Raw genomic sequence first — 12,951 nt, 5'->3', positions numbered from 1 at the left:
GATTTTCGAGGCCTTTTTTCTTTGCTTTTTTTCTCGAGTGCTTGTAAAGTGCGCCCCGCTGTATGTCGCCCCGCAGGTTTCCGGCAAAATTGGGAATCTGAAAAAAAGTTGCAAATCAGTAAGTTGAATGCAAATTAAGGGTTGACAAGGGTTTTGAAAGTTGTAGAATAGCGCGCCTCAGAGACATGAACGCAGCGATGCACAAGGTCGAAGAGTTCGAAGCGGTAGTGATACAGCACTCGAAATTGCAGCACTGTTGTAATTGAAATTGATAGTTCCGCGATAGCTCAGTCGGTAGAGCAAATGACTGTTAATCATTGGGTCCCAGGTTCGAGTCCTGGTCGCGGAGCCAAATTTCAAGCCGGGGTATAGCGCAGTCCGGTAGCGCGCCTGCTTTGGGAGCAGGATGTCAGGAGTTCGAATCCCCTTACCCCGACCATTTTTGGGTCGTTAGCTCAGTTGGTAGAGCAGTTGGCTTTTAACCAATTGGTCGTAGGTTCGAATCCTACACGACCCACCATTTTTGAAGCCGGTACGCTGGGTTCAAATCTTAAAAGGTTGGTTTGCCATTAGCAGCCAGCCATAAAAAAGGCGCCTTAATTGGTGCCTTTTTTTTACCGGGGTATAGCGCAGTCCGGTAGCGCGCCTGCTTTGGGAGCAGGATGTCAGGAGTTCGAATCCCCTTACCCCGACCATCTTCAGAAAGAAGGGCACCTTGCAAAAGGTGCCCTTTTTTCGTTTCTGCGCGCTGCCTGATACTATCCGGCTATTTCCGGCAAGGGAGCTGCGCCATGACGTTGAAAGCCTCTGTCTACATCGCCACCAGCCTCGACGGCTTCATTGCCCGCGAGAGCGGCGAGCTGGACTGGCTGATGGTTGCCACCAGCTCCAGTGACGATCATGGGTACGCCGCCTACATGGCGACCATCGACACCCTGGTCATGGGTCGCAATACCTTCGAAAAAATCCTGACCTTTGGCGAGTGGTCGTATCCACACAAGCGTGTCGTGGTGTTGAGCAGCACCCTGGGGGCGGCAGATGTCGCCAACGGGGTCGAGGTGCATCCCGGGCCGATTGCCGAACTGGTCGATTATTTGCGCGACACTGGCGCCCAGAGCCTGTACCTGGATGGTGGGCAAGTGATTCAGGGCTTTTTGCGCGAAGGGCGGCTGGATGAACTGACCATTACCCGGATACCGGTACTGCTGGGCAGTGGCATCCCCTTGTTCGGGGCCCTGGCGGCGGATGTGACGCTGCAGCATTTGCGCAGCACCACTTTTGAGAGCGGGTTTGTGCAGAGTACTTATCGGGTACTCAAGTAGAGCTTACAGCGCGGACCTGTGGGAGCTGGCTTGCCAGCGATGAGGCCAGAGCAGCCAGCTCATTTTGCATGGCCGGGATTGCGACCGCTTCGCGGTCGATCGCTGGCAAGCCAGCTCCCACAGTAGTTTCATCAAGTTCACCTTCTGAGGTAAACACAGAATTCTGTGGGAGCGGGCTTGCCCCGCGAAAAGGCCGTTAAATCAGTGCAACTTCAACCGCGGCTCAGTCCCGCGGCCAATCCGGCTACCGAGCATCAGCATCAACGTGCGGAAGGTCCCGTACAGTGCCATCTGGTGCATGCGATACAGCGACACATAGAACATCCGCGCCAGCCAGCCTTCAAGCATCACGCTACCAGTCAGGTTGCCCATCAGGTTGCCCACAGCCGAGAAGCGCGACAGCGATACCAGCGAACCATAATCCCGATACGCATAGGTCGGCAGCGGCTTGCCTTCCAGGCGCGCCTTCAAGCCCTTGGCCAGCAATGATGCCTGCTGGTGCGCAGCCTGCGCCCGGGGGGGCACGTTGCGGTCGCTGCCTGGTTGCGGGCAGGCGGCGCAGTCACCGAAGGCAAAGATATTGTCGTCCAGAGTGGTTTGCAGGGTAGGGCGGACCACCAGCTGGTTGATGCGGTTGGTTTCCAGGCCGTCGATGTCCTTGAGGAACCCCGGTGCGCGAATACCTGCCGCCCAGACCTTGAGGCTGGCCTGAATCACCTCGCCCGTGCTGGTGCGCAACTCGTCTGCCGTCACTTCACTGACCGACGCGTTGGTCATCACCGTCACCCCGAGCTTTTCCAGGGTTTTGTGCACCGGCACGCTGATGCGCTCCGGCAGGGCAGGCAACACCCGCGGGCCGGCTTCGATCAGGGTGATGTGCATATCTTTGGGCTGAATCCGGTCCAGGCCATAGGCCGCTAGCTCGTGGGCCGCGTGATGCAGTTCGGCGGCCAGCTCCACACCGGTGGCGCCGGCGCCGACAATGGCGACGCTGATGCGTTCACTGGCCTGGTCGCCGGCATGGGCGCGCAGGTAATGGTTGAGCAGTTGCTGGTGGAAGCGCTCGGCCTGTTTGCGGGTGTCGAGGAACAGGCAGTGCTGCGCCGCGCCCAGGGTACCGAAGTCATTGGTGTTGCTGCCCACCGCGATCACCAGGGTGTCGTAACCCAAGGTGCGCGCCGGCAGCAGCTCACGGCCGTCTTCATCGAGGGTGGCGGCCAGCTGGATCTGCTTGGTCTCGCGGTCCAGGCCACTCATGCGCCCAAGCTGGAACTGGAAGTGATTCCACTTGGCCTGGGCCACGTAGTTGAGCTCGTCTTCGGACGAGTTGAGCGAGCCGGCGGCCACTTCGTGCAGCAGCGGCTTCCAGATGTGGGTCAGGTTGGCGTCGACCAGGGTGATGCTGGCGCTGCCTTTTTTACCCAGGGTCTTGCCCAGGCGGGTCGCCAGTTCCAGGCCGCCGGCGCCGCCGCCGACAATCACAATACGGTGAGTCATGGAGATATCTCATAAGGTTTACGGAATTCGGGTCTTGAGTGGTCGGCCGCACGGGGCGGGCGTTGTGGGCGAGCGCAAGGCAGCTCATAGCACCAGTTGACTCAAGAGGCGGCTCAACAAGCCCAGTGCAACGGTCACGACCACCACCAGCACAAGGAGCAGCCAGGGCCGGAAAGGCTTGCGCTCGACTTGGTGCTGGGGGGCTCGCAGGTATTCATCGACACGACGCTGGTCTTCGGGATTCAGGCGGCTGGTCATGAGGGCCTCGTCAGATAGACGCTTGTGACTGTGGGAAAGCTACAGTGTTCACTGTAGTTGCTCGAAGGTCGCCCATCTTTCAGTCACTTGGCTGTCTTTATAACGAATGATTGCGCTTTGTATCACCGGCGCGGAATTTATGCCATCCGGCGTTGGCAGGGGGCCAGCTCAGAGACTGATACCGACATCGAAGACAATGCTGCGCCCCAGGTTGCTGCGCAGAAAATCCGGCGCATCCGGGTGGGCGAACAGCACCCGGGCGAAGGTCGGGCCCACCAGCGACAACGAGCGCCAGCCCTGGCGCAGGTACTCGGTGGGCGGCGGGAAGTGGCTGTTGAGGTCGAGCACTTCGCGCTTGAGGCTGGCAAAGGCAATGATGTCCAGCTCGCTCAGGTCCAGGCCGCGCTCCTGGTAGTTGTGCGACTTTTTGCGCAAGGTCGGCGCCAGGCGCTGCAGCAACTCCTGGGCGCTGATCCGTCGTGGCCGGGCCTCGCGGCGCACCAACTGGCTGAGGGAGAAGGCGCTGCGCCGGCGCTGCAGCTCTTCGCGCCATTCATCGTTCAGGCGCCGGCCTTCGTCGAGCACGAAAAACACCTCGAAGGCCGCATCGCGAAACAGCACGTCGGGCGGTTCTTGCCCGGCGGCGGCAAAGTCTTCGCTGCGGTAGGGAATATTCAGGCCTTGCAGCAGGCGCTGGCAGACCCAACGCTCACGTTCCCATTTACGGGCATTGGAAAGAAACGCATTGGCTTGTTCGGCCTGAATGGTGAGCAGGCGCAAGTAGTCTGAGTCGTCCATGGGCACAAGCTTAGCGTTCAATTGAGCTTTACAGGAAATGTCTGCAAAGCATTGCCCCACGCGTAAGCCAACGCCTAGACTGCGCACCCGTTATGGGCTCAGTGACTATCAGGGAAGAACGATGAGCGTAGTGAAGATGGGCGGCATATTCGGCTCCGGCACGGTGGTATGCGCCCTGGTGGTGTACGGCATAGGGGCATTGTTCTGGTCGCCGACCTTGCCATACGACACGGCCGACGGCCGCTATGTGCTGCTCAAGGAAGACGATTCAGCGCCTTACAGCATCAAGCTGATCGACCATCGCCGCGGCGAATCGGAAGTTGTACGCAGCTATGCCGAGTTCAACCCCAAGGTGCTCAGCGTCATGCCCGGCGACTACCGCGTGCGTCTGACCCTGAACGAGTTCGGCTGCTATGGCGCCTGGGCCGATGTGCAAGTGTCGGCGACCACCATCAGCGTCATCGAACAGCAGCGCAACCCCAGCTGCCAACCGCCGGACTGGCTGGTTGACGGCGCCGTGTTCCGCCTGTTCGACGCACCGAAAGCGCCGGAGGAGGCTGATCAAGCCAGCCCCGAGGTGTAGACTGCCCCCACGCCTATTGCCTCACTCGAATAAGGGTTATTTGCCGTGATCAGTGCCGCCGTGCTTTCAAGTCAGACCCTGACCATCGCCTGGGTCGCCTACGTGCCCGTGCTGATCTGGGCGGTGGCGCGTACCCGCTGGCTCGAACTGTTCGCCGACAGCCGTCGCCAGCATTTGCTGTTCGGCACGGTGTTCGCCTTGTTTGCCTTGTGGCTGGTGCGCCGCGACTTCGACACCGGGGTGTCCTATCACTTTATCGGCATGACCGCAGTGACCCTGTTGCTGGACTGGCCGTTGGCGATTGTCGGTGGCTTGCTGGCGCAGCTCGGCCTGCTGGCACTGGGGCGCCAGGACCTGGCCGCGATGGGCGTCAATGGCTTGCTGCTGATCGGCTTGCCGGTGCTGGTCACCGAGGTGTGCGCGATCCTGGTGGAGCGGGCACAGCCGCGCAACCTGTTCGTCTATATATTCTGTTCGGGCTTTTTTGCCGCCGCGCTGTCGGCACTCTTGTGCCTGCTCGGTGGCCTGGGCTTGCTGTGGATGGATGGGCGTTTCGTCATGCCCGAGTGGATCGAGGACTTTATCGGCTACCTTTGGCTGATCATCTTCCCCGAAGCCTTCATCAACGGCATGGTGGTCAGCGCCCTGGTGGTGTTCTGCCCGGAGTGGCTGGAGACCTTCAACCGGACCCGCTACCTGCAGGCCCCGTGGAAGGATGACGACCCCGAGCGCTGACGGCTCAGTGGCGCGGGTCGAGCTCGCCGGAGAACAGTTCGTCTTCGGCATCCGGTGCCACCGGAATCTTGTGCTCTTCCGAGGCCCAGGCACCCAGGTCGATCAGTTTGCAGCGATCAGAACAGAACGGCCGGAACGCGCTGGCGTCGCTCCACTCCACAGGGGCGCCACAGGTCGGGCAATCTACGGTCATCGGTTGGCTCATGCTTGGCCTCCTCGCAAAGTCAGGTAAAAGTGGTGCAGGCGCTCGACCTCCGCATGCAGCCAGGCCAGGTCGCGGTCATTGACCACCACGTCGTGGGCGTGGCGCAGGCGTTCTTCGCGGCTGGCCTGGGCCTTGAGAATGGCCTGCACCTGTTCGGCGCTGGTCTGGTCGCGCAGCAGGGTGCGTTGTACCTGCAGCTCCTGCGGCGCATCGATCACCAGCAGGCGGTCGGTGCGTTTGTACTGGCCGGATTCCACCATCAACGGCGAAACGAACACCGCATAGGGCGACTCGGCCTTGGCCAGGTAGCTGAAGATCTCCTGGCCAATCAGGGGGTGCAGCAGCGCTTCGAGCCACTGCCGCTGTTGCGGGTCGGCGAAGATCAGCTCACGCAGGGCGGCGCGGTTGAGCTGGCCGTCTTCAAGCAACACCCCAGGGCCGAAGCGCTCGACAATACTGACCAGCGCCGGGCGGCCCGGCTCGACCACCCAGCGTGCGGCCTGGTCGGCGTCGACCAGGTGCACACCCAGCTCGACAAAGCGCTGGGCAGCGGCGCTCTTGCCACTGCCGATGCCGCCGGTGAGGCCGAGAATCCAGGGAGTGAAAGCAGCGGTGGTCATCACAATCCAGAAAAATGCAGGTAAGAAGTGGTTATTTGACCACCCCAGAGCAGCGCGATCCAGCCCGCGATGGCCAGATAAGGACCGAAGGGGATCGGTGTACTGGCCTGCTTGCGCTGCAGGCGCAGCATTATCAGGCCAATCACGGCCCCCAGCAGCGACGACAGCAGCAAGGTCAGCGGCAGGATCTGCCAGCCGCCCCAGGCCCCGAGCAGCGCCAGCAACTTGAAATCGCCATAGCCCATGCCTTCCTTGCCGGTGATCAGCTTGAACATCCAGAACACCGACCACAGGCTCAGGTAACCGGCCACCGTACCCCACAGCGCGTCTTCCAGCGGCACGAACAGCTCGAAGGCATTGGCGATCAGCCCCAGCCACAACAACGGCAGTACCAGGGCATCGGGCAACAGATGGTGCTCGATGTCGATCATGCTCATGGCCAGCAGGCCCCAGCTCAGCACCATCAGCGCCAGGGCGCCGCCGGTAAAGCCCAAATGCCAGGCGGCAAACAGCGTCAGCGCCCCGCAGGCCAGCTCCACCAGTGGGTAGCGCGGGCTGATGCGCGCCTGGCAACTGGAGCAACGCCCGCGCAAGGCCAGGTAACTCACGACCGGTATGTTTTCCCAGGGGCGGATGCGGTGGGCGCAATGCGGGCATTGCGACGGCGGCAAAAACAGATCGAAGCGCGGCGTCTGCGCCGCCTCGGGCAACGCCAGCACCTCACGCGCTTCGGCCTGCCACTGGCGTTCGAGCATGATCGGCAGGCGATGCACCAGCACATTGAGAAAACTGCCGACAATCAGCCCGAGCAACAGGGCGATGCTCAGGTACAGCAGTGGCTGGCTGGCCAGGGTGTTCAACAGGTTCATGGTCAGATCACATTGCCCAGCTGGAAGATTGGCAGGTACATGGCGATCACCAGGCTGCCCACCAGCAGCCCGAGGATCAACACGATCAAGGGTTCGAGCAGGGCGGTCAGGCTATCGAGCAGATGGTCGATGGCCTGTTCATAGTGGCTGGCGATCCTGGCGAGCATATCGTCCAGCGTGCCGGCTGTCTCGCCAATGGCGCACATCTGCACCACCAGCGCCGGGAACAAACCGCTGGCGCGTAGCGCCACGTGCAAGGCCTGACCACTGGCCAGGTCCTCACGCACCTTGTGCAGCGCCTGCTCGAACAACGGATTGCCACAGGCCCCGGCAACTGGCCCCAGCGCCTCCACCAATGGCACCCCGGCAGCAAACGAAGTCGACAAGGTGCGGGCAAAGCGGGCGAGGGCGGCATGCTGGAACAGGCTGCCAAGCACAGGCAGGCGCAGGGCCAAACGCATCAGCCACAAACGAAACCCGGGCTTGCGTCGATAGGCCTGGAGCACCGCGATGGTCACACCGCACAAGGTTATCAACAGCCAGCCGACTTGCGCGCCCAACCACTGTGACAGGTTGATCACCTGCTGGGTGAAGGCCGGCAGCTCGGCACCAAAGCCTGCGAACAACGACTGAAAGCGCGGCACCACCTCCAGCAGCAACAACGCCGACACCCCGAAGCCCACCAGCAGCACCAGCAGTGGATAAGTCATGGCTTTTTTCAGCCGCGCGCGCAGGGCCTGGCGTTGCTCCTGCAGCGCCGCCACCTGGGCCAGGACAATCTCCAGGCTGCCGGATTGCTCGCCGGCGTCCACCAGGTTGCAGTACAGCCGATCGAAATATTGCGGATGCCGGCGCAAGGCATTGGCCAGGCTGCTGCCGGCGGCGATATCGGCCTTGATCGCCCCCAGCAGGCTGGCCATCGCCGGGTTGGCGCTGCTTTGGGCGACCACCTCCAGCGCCTGCAACAACGCCACCCCGGCCTTGACCAGGGTGGCCAACTGGCGGCTGAACTGGCTCAGCGCCTTGCCATCCAGTGGCCGGCGCCATTGCCACAGCGGCGGGCGCACACTGGCGATGCGCCCCGGGCGAATCCCGCGCTGGCGCAACTGCGCCCTGATCAGCGCCGGGCTGCGCGCGGCGCTCTGGCCATTGACCAAGGCGCCCTGGGCGTTGGTGCCTTGCCAGTGGTACATACGGTTGCTTGCGGTCATCGCGACATCCTTGCTGCGCTGCCTTGCACAAGCCTGGTAACAGCTCCAGGCCCCGAGTGGCGAGCAGTGTTGCCCGCTGCCCTCTAGAGTAGTCGAGCGAGGATGACCGAATGACCGTCACGGGGTGACAAAAGGTGTCTGTTCGGGCCTACTGGCGCGCCTGCTGGTGCCGCACCCCTGCGGCCCGGCATGAACCGATTTTGTGAGGGAGAGTGTCCATGCAAGGACAACGCGGTATTACCTTGATCGAACTGATGATCGTCGTGGCGATCATCGGCATTCTGGCGACCATCGCCTTGCCGATTTACACCAACAGCCAGGTACGCACCAAAGCCACGGCGGCCCTGGTCGAAATTTCCGCCCTCAAGACCGCCTTCGACCTGCGCCTGAACGAAGGCAAAGACATCGCCAACGTCGCCGCCCTCGGCGGCCAGGAACGCACCGCCCACTGCAGCATCGCCGCCAGCGGCACCGCGGCCACGGGCGTGGGCAGCATCGTCTGCACCCTGATCGACGCCCCGGCCATCGCCACCGACAAAACCCTCACCCTGACCCGCTCCGCCACGGGCTGGGCCTGCACCAGCACCCTCAACGAAGACCTCGCCCCGGCAGGCTGCAAAGCAATCTGAAACACACGCAATTGCTGTTAATAAACAGTGATTTGCGTAAGCGCCCCGGCAGTGGTAGCGTTATCGCCACGCCGGTGTAGCTCAGTCGGTAGAGCAGCGCACTCGTAACGCGAAGGTCGCAGGTTCGATTCCTGTCCCCGGCACCAGTCAATAGATTCATGCAGTGCCAAGCAGTCGCATGAAACCCCCAAGAAGCCCGTCTAGTAAGGGCTTCTTGCTTCATGCAGTGCCATCCAGTTTCATCCAAGCGCTTGTCTTGTGAGTACCTATCCGAGTACCTTAGGTTAGTTCAATAATCTATGGGTACTCAGCATGCCTTTGACGGCTTTGCAGGTTAAGAATGCAGCTCCACGCGAGAGGGACTATGGCCTTGCGGATGGCGGTGGCCTTTTCCTCTGGATTCGCGCGGCAGGCGGCAAGTCCTGGCGCTTTCGCTTCCGTCTGGATGCCAAGCAATCTCACATTTCCCTTGGCACAGTCGACAAGGTAACCCTTGCACAGGCGCGGCAGCTTGCTTCCGAGTCTCGCCAACTTGTAGCGCAGGGGCGGCATCCTGGACTTGAACGGAAGGTTGCGCGAGCGCAGGCGGCAATCTCTCGTGCCAACACGTTCAAAAGCCTTGCGCTGGAGTGGCATCAACACAAGTCGCAGCGCTGGTCGGTAGGTTATGCCAATGATGTGATGGAAGCGTTCGAGCTGGACATCTTCCCCCTGCTGGGAAGTCTCCCCCTAACCGACATAAAGCCTATGCAGTGGCTACAGGTTTTTCGTCGCATCGAGTCGCGGGGTGCTCTGGAGAAGCTGCGCAAGGTCAGGCAACGCTGCCAGGAGGTCTATCGTTTCGCGATCGCCACTGGCCGTGCTGAGTACAACCCTATCTCTGATATCGGTGGAGCACTTCAGACGCCTACGTCTCGACACTATCCCTTCCTGCCTATTGCAGAGCTTCCGGAATTGATACGCAGTTTTCAGGCGTGTCCAGGGCACGACGTGGTGAAAATCGCTACTCGCCTGCTGATCCTGACGGGGGTGCGCACAGCTGAACTGAGGGGAGCGCTTTGGTCGGAGTTCGACCTCAAGGACGCTCTCTGGCAGATCCCAGCTTCACGTATGAAAATGCGTCGCGCACATTTGGTCCCTCTTTCAAGGCAGGCGGTGGCTGCATTGAAAGAGCTGGAAGGTATTACAGGTGGCTACACGCTCGCTTTTCCTGGCCGCAACGATCCGGCCAAGCCGATGAGTGAGGCCGCTATCAACCAGCTGCTTAAGCGTTCTGGATATGATGGCCGTGCTACGGGCCATGGATTCCGTCACACGATGTCCACCACTCTACATGAGCAGGGGTATCGAAGTGAGTGGGTCGAGACCCAGCTTGCGCACGTTGATAAGAATAGTATTCGCGGCACTTATAATCATGCCCAGTATCTTGAGGGGCGCCGAGAGATGCTTCAGTGGTATGCGGAGCATTTAGACGTTTTATCGCATGCGAGAGCAATGGAGGGTAAATTGCATGAGTGATGATTCCGTTCGCTTATCCGATTTAGTTCCGGAATACTCTCGTTATTATAAAGTTACTCCCAAAGAAGCCGCACATGCTCTGCATGAGCTCATTGATGATCTATATTCCGAGCATGGTGAAAGGCGTGGGAATAGGCTTTCGATTAATGAAATTTTCTGGGTGGGTAAGCCTGAGTCCTCAAAGAGAGCTTCCAAGAATTATAAATTTCATTTTCAGCTACTGAGTCAGTATTTTGAAGGATTTTTTGCCTCGGCATCTGAGGTGATCCCTGCTTGCGTCAGCTGCTATTCCGAGTCTGATGAGAGGTTTAAAGATATTCCTGCGAGCCTCGTGTGGATGTCCAGATGCAAGTTTTCGGAGTGGGCTGTGGAGGCAGGAATTGATCCGCCAGATTCTATATCCAAAGCCGGTACGGTTAGAAAATCTTTAGAGGATTCAAATGACAGCGCCTTAAAAACCTTGGAGCTGGAAAGTATTAGGAAAATAATGGTTGGCCTAGTTCAGCTGATTAAAGAGGTTGATAAGGCTCACTGCGAACAGCCTAATAATTATGATGAAAAGAGACGCTCGGATAGGATCAAGCTGCGCGCTTCCAGGCTTAACAAGCCACCACGAAAGAATTCGGATCTGTATAGAGAATTAATAGAATTTGCAGAAGACGCTGGATTTGAATTGGTCAAGGATCGCCAGACCCTTAGAAGATATATGCATGGTGAATCCAAAACCAGTAGCGGGGAATAAGCCGTCTTAGTAATGAGTTTGGGATTCTCCCTGGAAACTCGGGGATTCCCATGCTTCTTCGTTCGATGTGCCATTGAATACCTAGCCATCCAACCCGGTCCCAAGGAGACCCGTCCCGATGGCTAGTCAATCTATCTCACCTCTATTGCTCCGCTTGCCTGGCGTCTGTGCTCTGGTAGGGCTTAGCAAATCTCAGATCTATCGCCTGATCCGGGCTGGAGAGTTTCCTGCCGGTATTTCCCTTGGGGCGAACTCTGTAGCTTGGCCCACCGAGCAAGTTCGCGCCTGGGTGGCCGCGAAAATCAACGCAGCTACTCCTCAGCAATGAGTATAAACATGTTACTGGCTGATGCGATGGCCAGGCTAGAGGAAAGCCGGAAACGATCCGTCGCGAGGCCCAAGGTAGTGGAGGTAAACGATGAGGTTGCCTCAATACCAAAATTCTCCGAGACGGTACGTCCCATTCCTAATGTGATTCTTCGCTCAGCGCTCTTTGGGGTTGGGCCGATTAAAAAGAGTGGGGATCGAACATATCTAGAGCGAGTCAAGGTGTACTCACTGGGTGGAATCAGTATGTTTTATACCGGAGCGTTACTGAACCAGGGAGACTTGAATGTCTGGGGTGCAGTCTTGCACCAAGCGCAAGAACAGGAGTTGGGCGAGGAGTGTAAGGTCACAGCTTACCGGCTTTTAAAGTTGCTAGGCAAAACAGATTCGGGGAAAAACCGAAGAGATCTAGATGCATGTATTAGTAGGCTTAAGGCTACCGCCTTGCAGATTGAAGTGGGTGAATATTCATACGAAGGGAGTTTAATTCATGAGGTCTATCGGGGGCAGGGCGAGCGGAGTAAACGTATGTACGTCATTCGTTTGAATTCCAGGCTTCATGTGCTTTTCAATGGAAAACAGCATACCAATGTGAACTGGTCTGTACGCCAGGCATTGCAGGGAAAGCCGCTTGCTCAATGGTTGCATGGGTTTTATTCATCTCATGCAAAGTCTTATGATTATAAGGTTGAGACCTTGCATCAATTATGTGGGAGTAGTGCAAAGTCATTGTCTGACTTCAAAAAGGACTTGCGCCGTTCTCTTGAGTTTTTAGTGGGTGCTAGTGCTGCCGAAGGGAGACCGCTTAGTTATGTGTTTAAAGGAAATCTTGTGCAAGTTACCACCACCCCAAGCGCGTCTCAGCAGCGCCATTTGGCCAAAAAGCGCTAATACCGTTCTTGTACCCCTAACCTATGCCGTTCCAGCGCCCCTGATCTTACCGTTCCAGCACCCTAGGCTACCGTTCCAAGACCCCTGTGATGCCGTTCCAGCACCCATGATGTACCGTTCTAGCACCCCGTGAGTTCGACTGTGGAATAGCGCTCTAGCCCAGTAAAGATCAGGGGTGCAGCAATTTTTGCGGTGCACACTAATCTATTCTTAATCAATTCTAATCCCTGCCGTTTCGGCTGCGCCCGTGGGGTTCCCAATTATGGTTACGAACGTTTGCCAGGCACTTGGTTTAGGAAAGTGGCGCGGTGATCCATGAATGGGCCTATGGGAGATGGTGAAAGTCACGAGAGCGCTGGGCATTGAGAGCATGTCTTACGGCGCAAGCTGTTTCATCACAGCCAGAGGCCCATGACTCCATCAATGCAGTGACTTGATCCAGCCGATCTTGCATCAGTCGGACCTGATCTTGATCTCTGTAAGCGGCTCTCAATGCTACGTCTCGGTCTTGGTCAGAAATGGCAAGGATGTCACGCAGGCTTTCAATTTCTTGATGGTGATGTTTGGAAATGCCAGCAATGTGGCCAATGTGGTGCAGTTCTATCTCCTTGAGTGCGTCGCTGTGCTCCTTAAGCAGAGCTTTATGCCGCTCGACGCTTGCGTCGAGGGTGGCCTTGAGCCGCGTTCTGGACTTTTTGCTTTCCAAGAGCACCACTGCCAAAACACCGTATGCGATCCATGAACCC

16 protein-coding genes and 5 tRNA genes are annotated in these 12,951 nt (G+C 58.5%); 13 read left to right on the top strand and 8 right to left on the bottom strand.

The features are described 5' to 3' along the window. Positions 1-276: 276 nt before the first annotated feature. From M5G17_RS25390 to M5G17_RS25370, 5 genes are all read left to right on the top strand, one after another. Positions 277-352 (top strand) — tRNA-Asn (locus M5G17_RS25390). Positions 353-362: 10 nt separating this feature from the next. After that, positions 363-439, top strand: a tRNA-Pro gene (locus tag M5G17_RS25385). A gap of 5 nt (positions 440-444) precedes the next feature. Beyond that, a tRNA-Lys gene (locus tag M5G17_RS25380) sits at positions 445-520 on the top strand. A 98-nt stretch (positions 521-618) separates the two neighbouring features. Further along, a tRNA-Pro gene (locus tag M5G17_RS25375) sits at positions 619-695 on the top strand. Between the two features lie 96 nt (positions 696-791). Beyond that, positions 792-1,322 (top strand): dihydrofolate reductase family protein, encoded by a 531-nt coding sequence (locus M5G17_RS25370; protein ID WP_273895617.1) that lies wholly within the window; start codon positions 792-794, stop codon positions 1,320-1,322. Positions 1,323-1,523: 201 nt separating this feature from the next. Here M5G17_RS25370 and M5G17_RS25365 read toward each other — a convergent pair whose 3' ends face one another. The 3 genes from M5G17_RS25365 to M5G17_RS25355 all read right to left on the bottom strand — a co-directional run bounded on the left by M5G17_RS25365 (position 1,524) and on the right by M5G17_RS25355 (position 3,875). After that, positions 1,524-2,819, bottom strand: coding sequence for an NAD(P)/FAD-dependent oxidoreductase (locus tag M5G17_RS25365; RefSeq protein WP_273895616.1), 1,296 nt, complete (start codon positions 2,817-2,819; stop codon positions 1,524-1,526). Between the two features lie 84 nt (positions 2,820-2,903). Then, positions 2,904-3,077: a DUF3094 family protein gene (locus tag M5G17_RS25360; RefSeq protein ID WP_273895615.1), complete on the bottom strand. Its 174-nt coding sequence runs from the start codon at positions 3,075-3,077 to the stop codon at positions 2,904-2,906. A gap of 168 nt (positions 3,078-3,245) precedes the next feature. Continuing rightward, the gene (locus tag M5G17_RS25355) at positions 3,246-3,875 is read right to left on the bottom strand and encodes a DUF1780 domain-containing protein (RefSeq protein ID WP_273895613.1); all 630 of its coding nucleotides are present in this window, start codon (positions 3,873-3,875) and stop codon (positions 3,246-3,248) included. A gap of 121 nt (positions 3,876-3,996) precedes the next feature. Here M5G17_RS25355 and M5G17_RS25350 point away from each other — a divergent pair, with 121 nt between their 5' ends. Continuing rightward, positions 3,997-4,458, top strand: a complete 462-nt coding sequence (locus M5G17_RS25350) for a hypothetical protein (RefSeq protein WP_273895611.1) — start codon at positions 3,997-3,999, stop codon at positions 4,456-4,458. 45 nt (positions 4,459-4,503) lie between these two features. Then, positions 4,504-5,193, top strand: coding sequence for an energy-coupling factor ABC transporter permease (locus tag M5G17_RS25345; RefSeq protein WP_045200823.1), 690 nt, complete (start codon positions 4,504-4,506; stop codon positions 5,191-5,193). Positions 5,194-5,197: 4 nt separating this feature from the next. Here the strand turns inward: M5G17_RS25345 and yacG are convergent, their stop codons facing one another. Genes yacG through M5G17_RS25325 form a run of 4 tightly spaced genes read right to left on the bottom strand, consistent with a single transcriptional unit; the run spans position 5,198 to position 8,098 of the window. Beyond that, positions 5,198-5,398: a DNA gyrase inhibitor YacG gene (yacG, locus tag M5G17_RS25340; RefSeq protein WP_130266298.1), complete on the bottom strand. Its 201-nt coding sequence runs from the start codon at positions 5,396-5,398 to the stop codon at positions 5,198-5,200. Beyond that, positions 5,395-6,018: a dephospho-CoA kinase gene (coaE, locus tag M5G17_RS25335; RefSeq protein ID WP_273895608.1), complete on the bottom strand. Its 624-nt coding sequence runs from the start codon at positions 6,016-6,018 to the stop codon at positions 5,395-5,397. Before coaE ends, yacG begins: the two co-directional genes overlap by 4 nt. Then, positions 6,018-6,887, bottom strand: a complete 870-nt coding sequence (locus M5G17_RS25330) for a prepilin peptidase (RefSeq protein WP_273895607.1) — start codon at positions 6,885-6,887, stop codon at positions 6,018-6,020. The genes coaE and M5G17_RS25330 overlap by 1 nt, the downstream gene beginning before the upstream one ends. Positions 6,888-6,889: 2 nt before the next feature. After that, complete coding sequence (locus M5G17_RS25325) at positions 6,890-8,098, bottom strand: type II secretion system F family protein (RefSeq protein ID WP_273895606.1); 1,209 nt, start codon at positions 8,096-8,098, stop codon at positions 6,890-6,892. Positions 8,099-8,316: 218 nt separating this feature from the next. On the opposite strand from M5G17_RS25325, the gene M5G17_RS25320 reads away from it, so the two are divergent. From M5G17_RS25320 to trfA, 6 genes are all read left to right on the top strand, one after another. Beyond that, complete coding sequence (locus M5G17_RS25320; protein WP_273895605.1) at positions 8,317-8,727, top strand: pilin; 411 nt, start codon at positions 8,317-8,319, stop codon at positions 8,725-8,727. 70 nt (positions 8,728-8,797) lie between these two features. Beyond that, positions 8,798-8,873, top strand: a tRNA-Thr gene (locus tag M5G17_RS25315). A gap of 166 nt (positions 8,874-9,039) precedes the next feature. After that, positions 9,040-10,245 carry a tyrosine-type recombinase/integrase gene (locus M5G17_RS25310; protein ID WP_273895604.1) on the top strand — a complete coding sequence of 402 codons (1,206 nt, stop codon included), beginning with the start codon at positions 9,040-9,042 and terminating at the stop codon, positions 10,243-10,245. Then, on the top strand, positions 10,238-10,987 hold the full coding sequence (locus tag M5G17_RS25305) for a hypothetical protein (RefSeq protein WP_273895603.1): 750 nt from the start codon (positions 10,238-10,240) through the stop codon (positions 10,985-10,987). The genes M5G17_RS25310 and M5G17_RS25305 overlap by 8 nt, the downstream gene beginning before the upstream one ends. A 118-nt stretch (positions 10,988-11,105) precedes the next feature. Next, positions 11,106-11,315: a helix-turn-helix transcriptional regulator gene (locus tag M5G17_RS25300; RefSeq protein WP_273895602.1), complete on the top strand. Its 210-nt coding sequence runs from the start codon at positions 11,106-11,108 to the stop codon at positions 11,313-11,315. An 8-nt stretch (positions 11,316-11,323) separates the two neighbouring features. Then, entirely contained in the window at positions 11,324-12,205 is an 882-nt protein-coding gene (gene trfA / locus M5G17_RS25295) for a plasmid replication initiator TrfA (RefSeq protein ID WP_273895601.1), read from the top strand. A 325-nt stretch (positions 12,206-12,530) separates the two neighbouring features. On the opposite strand, the gene M5G17_RS25290 is transcribed toward trfA, so the two are convergent. Then, positions 12,531-12,951, bottom strand: a 421-nt coding sequence (locus tag M5G17_RS25290) for a hypothetical protein (RefSeq protein ID WP_273895600.1), incomplete at its 5' end; no start/stop codon positions are given.

Source organism: Pseudomonas rubra (assembly GCF_028656935.1).
GTDB classification, from domain to species: Bacteria; Pseudomonadota; Gammaproteobacteria; order Pseudomonadales; family Pseudomonadaceae; genus Aquipseudomonas; species Aquipseudomonas rubra.
This window is presented reverse-complemented; position numbering and strand designations above follow the sequence as displayed.

What these genes read in the sequence shown, in the direction of transcription:
- M5G17_RS25365 (WP_273895616.1), bottom strand. Translation starts at nt 2,819, where the DNA reads ATGACTCACCGTATTGTGATTGTCGGCGGCGGCGCCGGCGGCCTGGAA.
- M5G17_RS25350 (WP_273895611.1), top strand. Translation starts at nt 3,997, where the DNA reads ATGAGCGTAGTGAAGATGGGCGGCATATTCGGCTCCGGCACGGTGGTA.
- trfA (WP_273895601.1), top strand. Translation starts at nt 11,324, where the DNA reads ATGTTACTGGCTGATGCGATGGCCAGGCTAGAGGAAAGCCGGAAACGA.
- coaE (WP_273895608.1), bottom strand. Translation starts at nt 6,018, where the DNA reads ATGACCACCGCTGCTTTCACTCCCTGGATTCTCGGCCTCACCGGCGGC.
- M5G17_RS25360 (WP_273895615.1), bottom strand. Translation starts at nt 3,077, where the DNA reads ATGACCAGCCGCCTGAATCCCGAAGACCAGCGTCGTGTCGATGAATAC.
- M5G17_RS25305 (WP_273895603.1), top strand. Translation starts at nt 10,238, where the DNA reads ATGAGTGATGATTCCGTTCGCTTATCCGATTTAGTTCCGGAATACTCT.
- M5G17_RS25355 (WP_273895613.1), bottom strand. Translation starts at nt 3,875, where the DNA reads ATGGACGACTCAGACTACTTGCGCCTGCTCACCATTCAGGCCGAACAA.
- M5G17_RS25330 (WP_273895607.1), bottom strand. Translation starts at nt 6,887, where the DNA reads ATGAACCTGTTGAACACCCTGGCCAGCCAGCCACTGCTGTACCTGAGC.
- M5G17_RS25320 (WP_273895605.1), top strand. Translation starts at nt 8,317, where the DNA reads ATGCAAGGACAACGCGGTATTACCTTGATCGAACTGATGATCGTCGTG.
- M5G17_RS25325 (WP_273895606.1), bottom strand. Translation starts at nt 8,098, where the DNA reads ATGACCGCAAGCAACCGTATGTACCACTGGCAAGGCACCAACGCCCAG.
- M5G17_RS25370 (WP_273895617.1), top strand. Translation starts at nt 792, where the DNA reads ATGACGTTGAAAGCCTCTGTCTACATCGCCACCAGCCTCGACGGCTTC.
- M5G17_RS25300 (WP_273895602.1), top strand. Translation starts at nt 11,106, where the DNA reads ATGGCTAGTCAATCTATCTCACCTCTATTGCTCCGCTTGCCTGGCGTC.
- M5G17_RS25310 (WP_273895604.1), top strand. Translation starts at nt 9,040, where the DNA reads ATGCCTTTGACGGCTTTGCAGGTTAAGAATGCAGCTCCACGCGAGAGG.
- yacG (WP_130266298.1), bottom strand. Translation starts at nt 5,398, where the DNA reads ATGAGCCAACCGATGACCGTAGATTGCCCGACCTGTGGCGCCCCTGTG.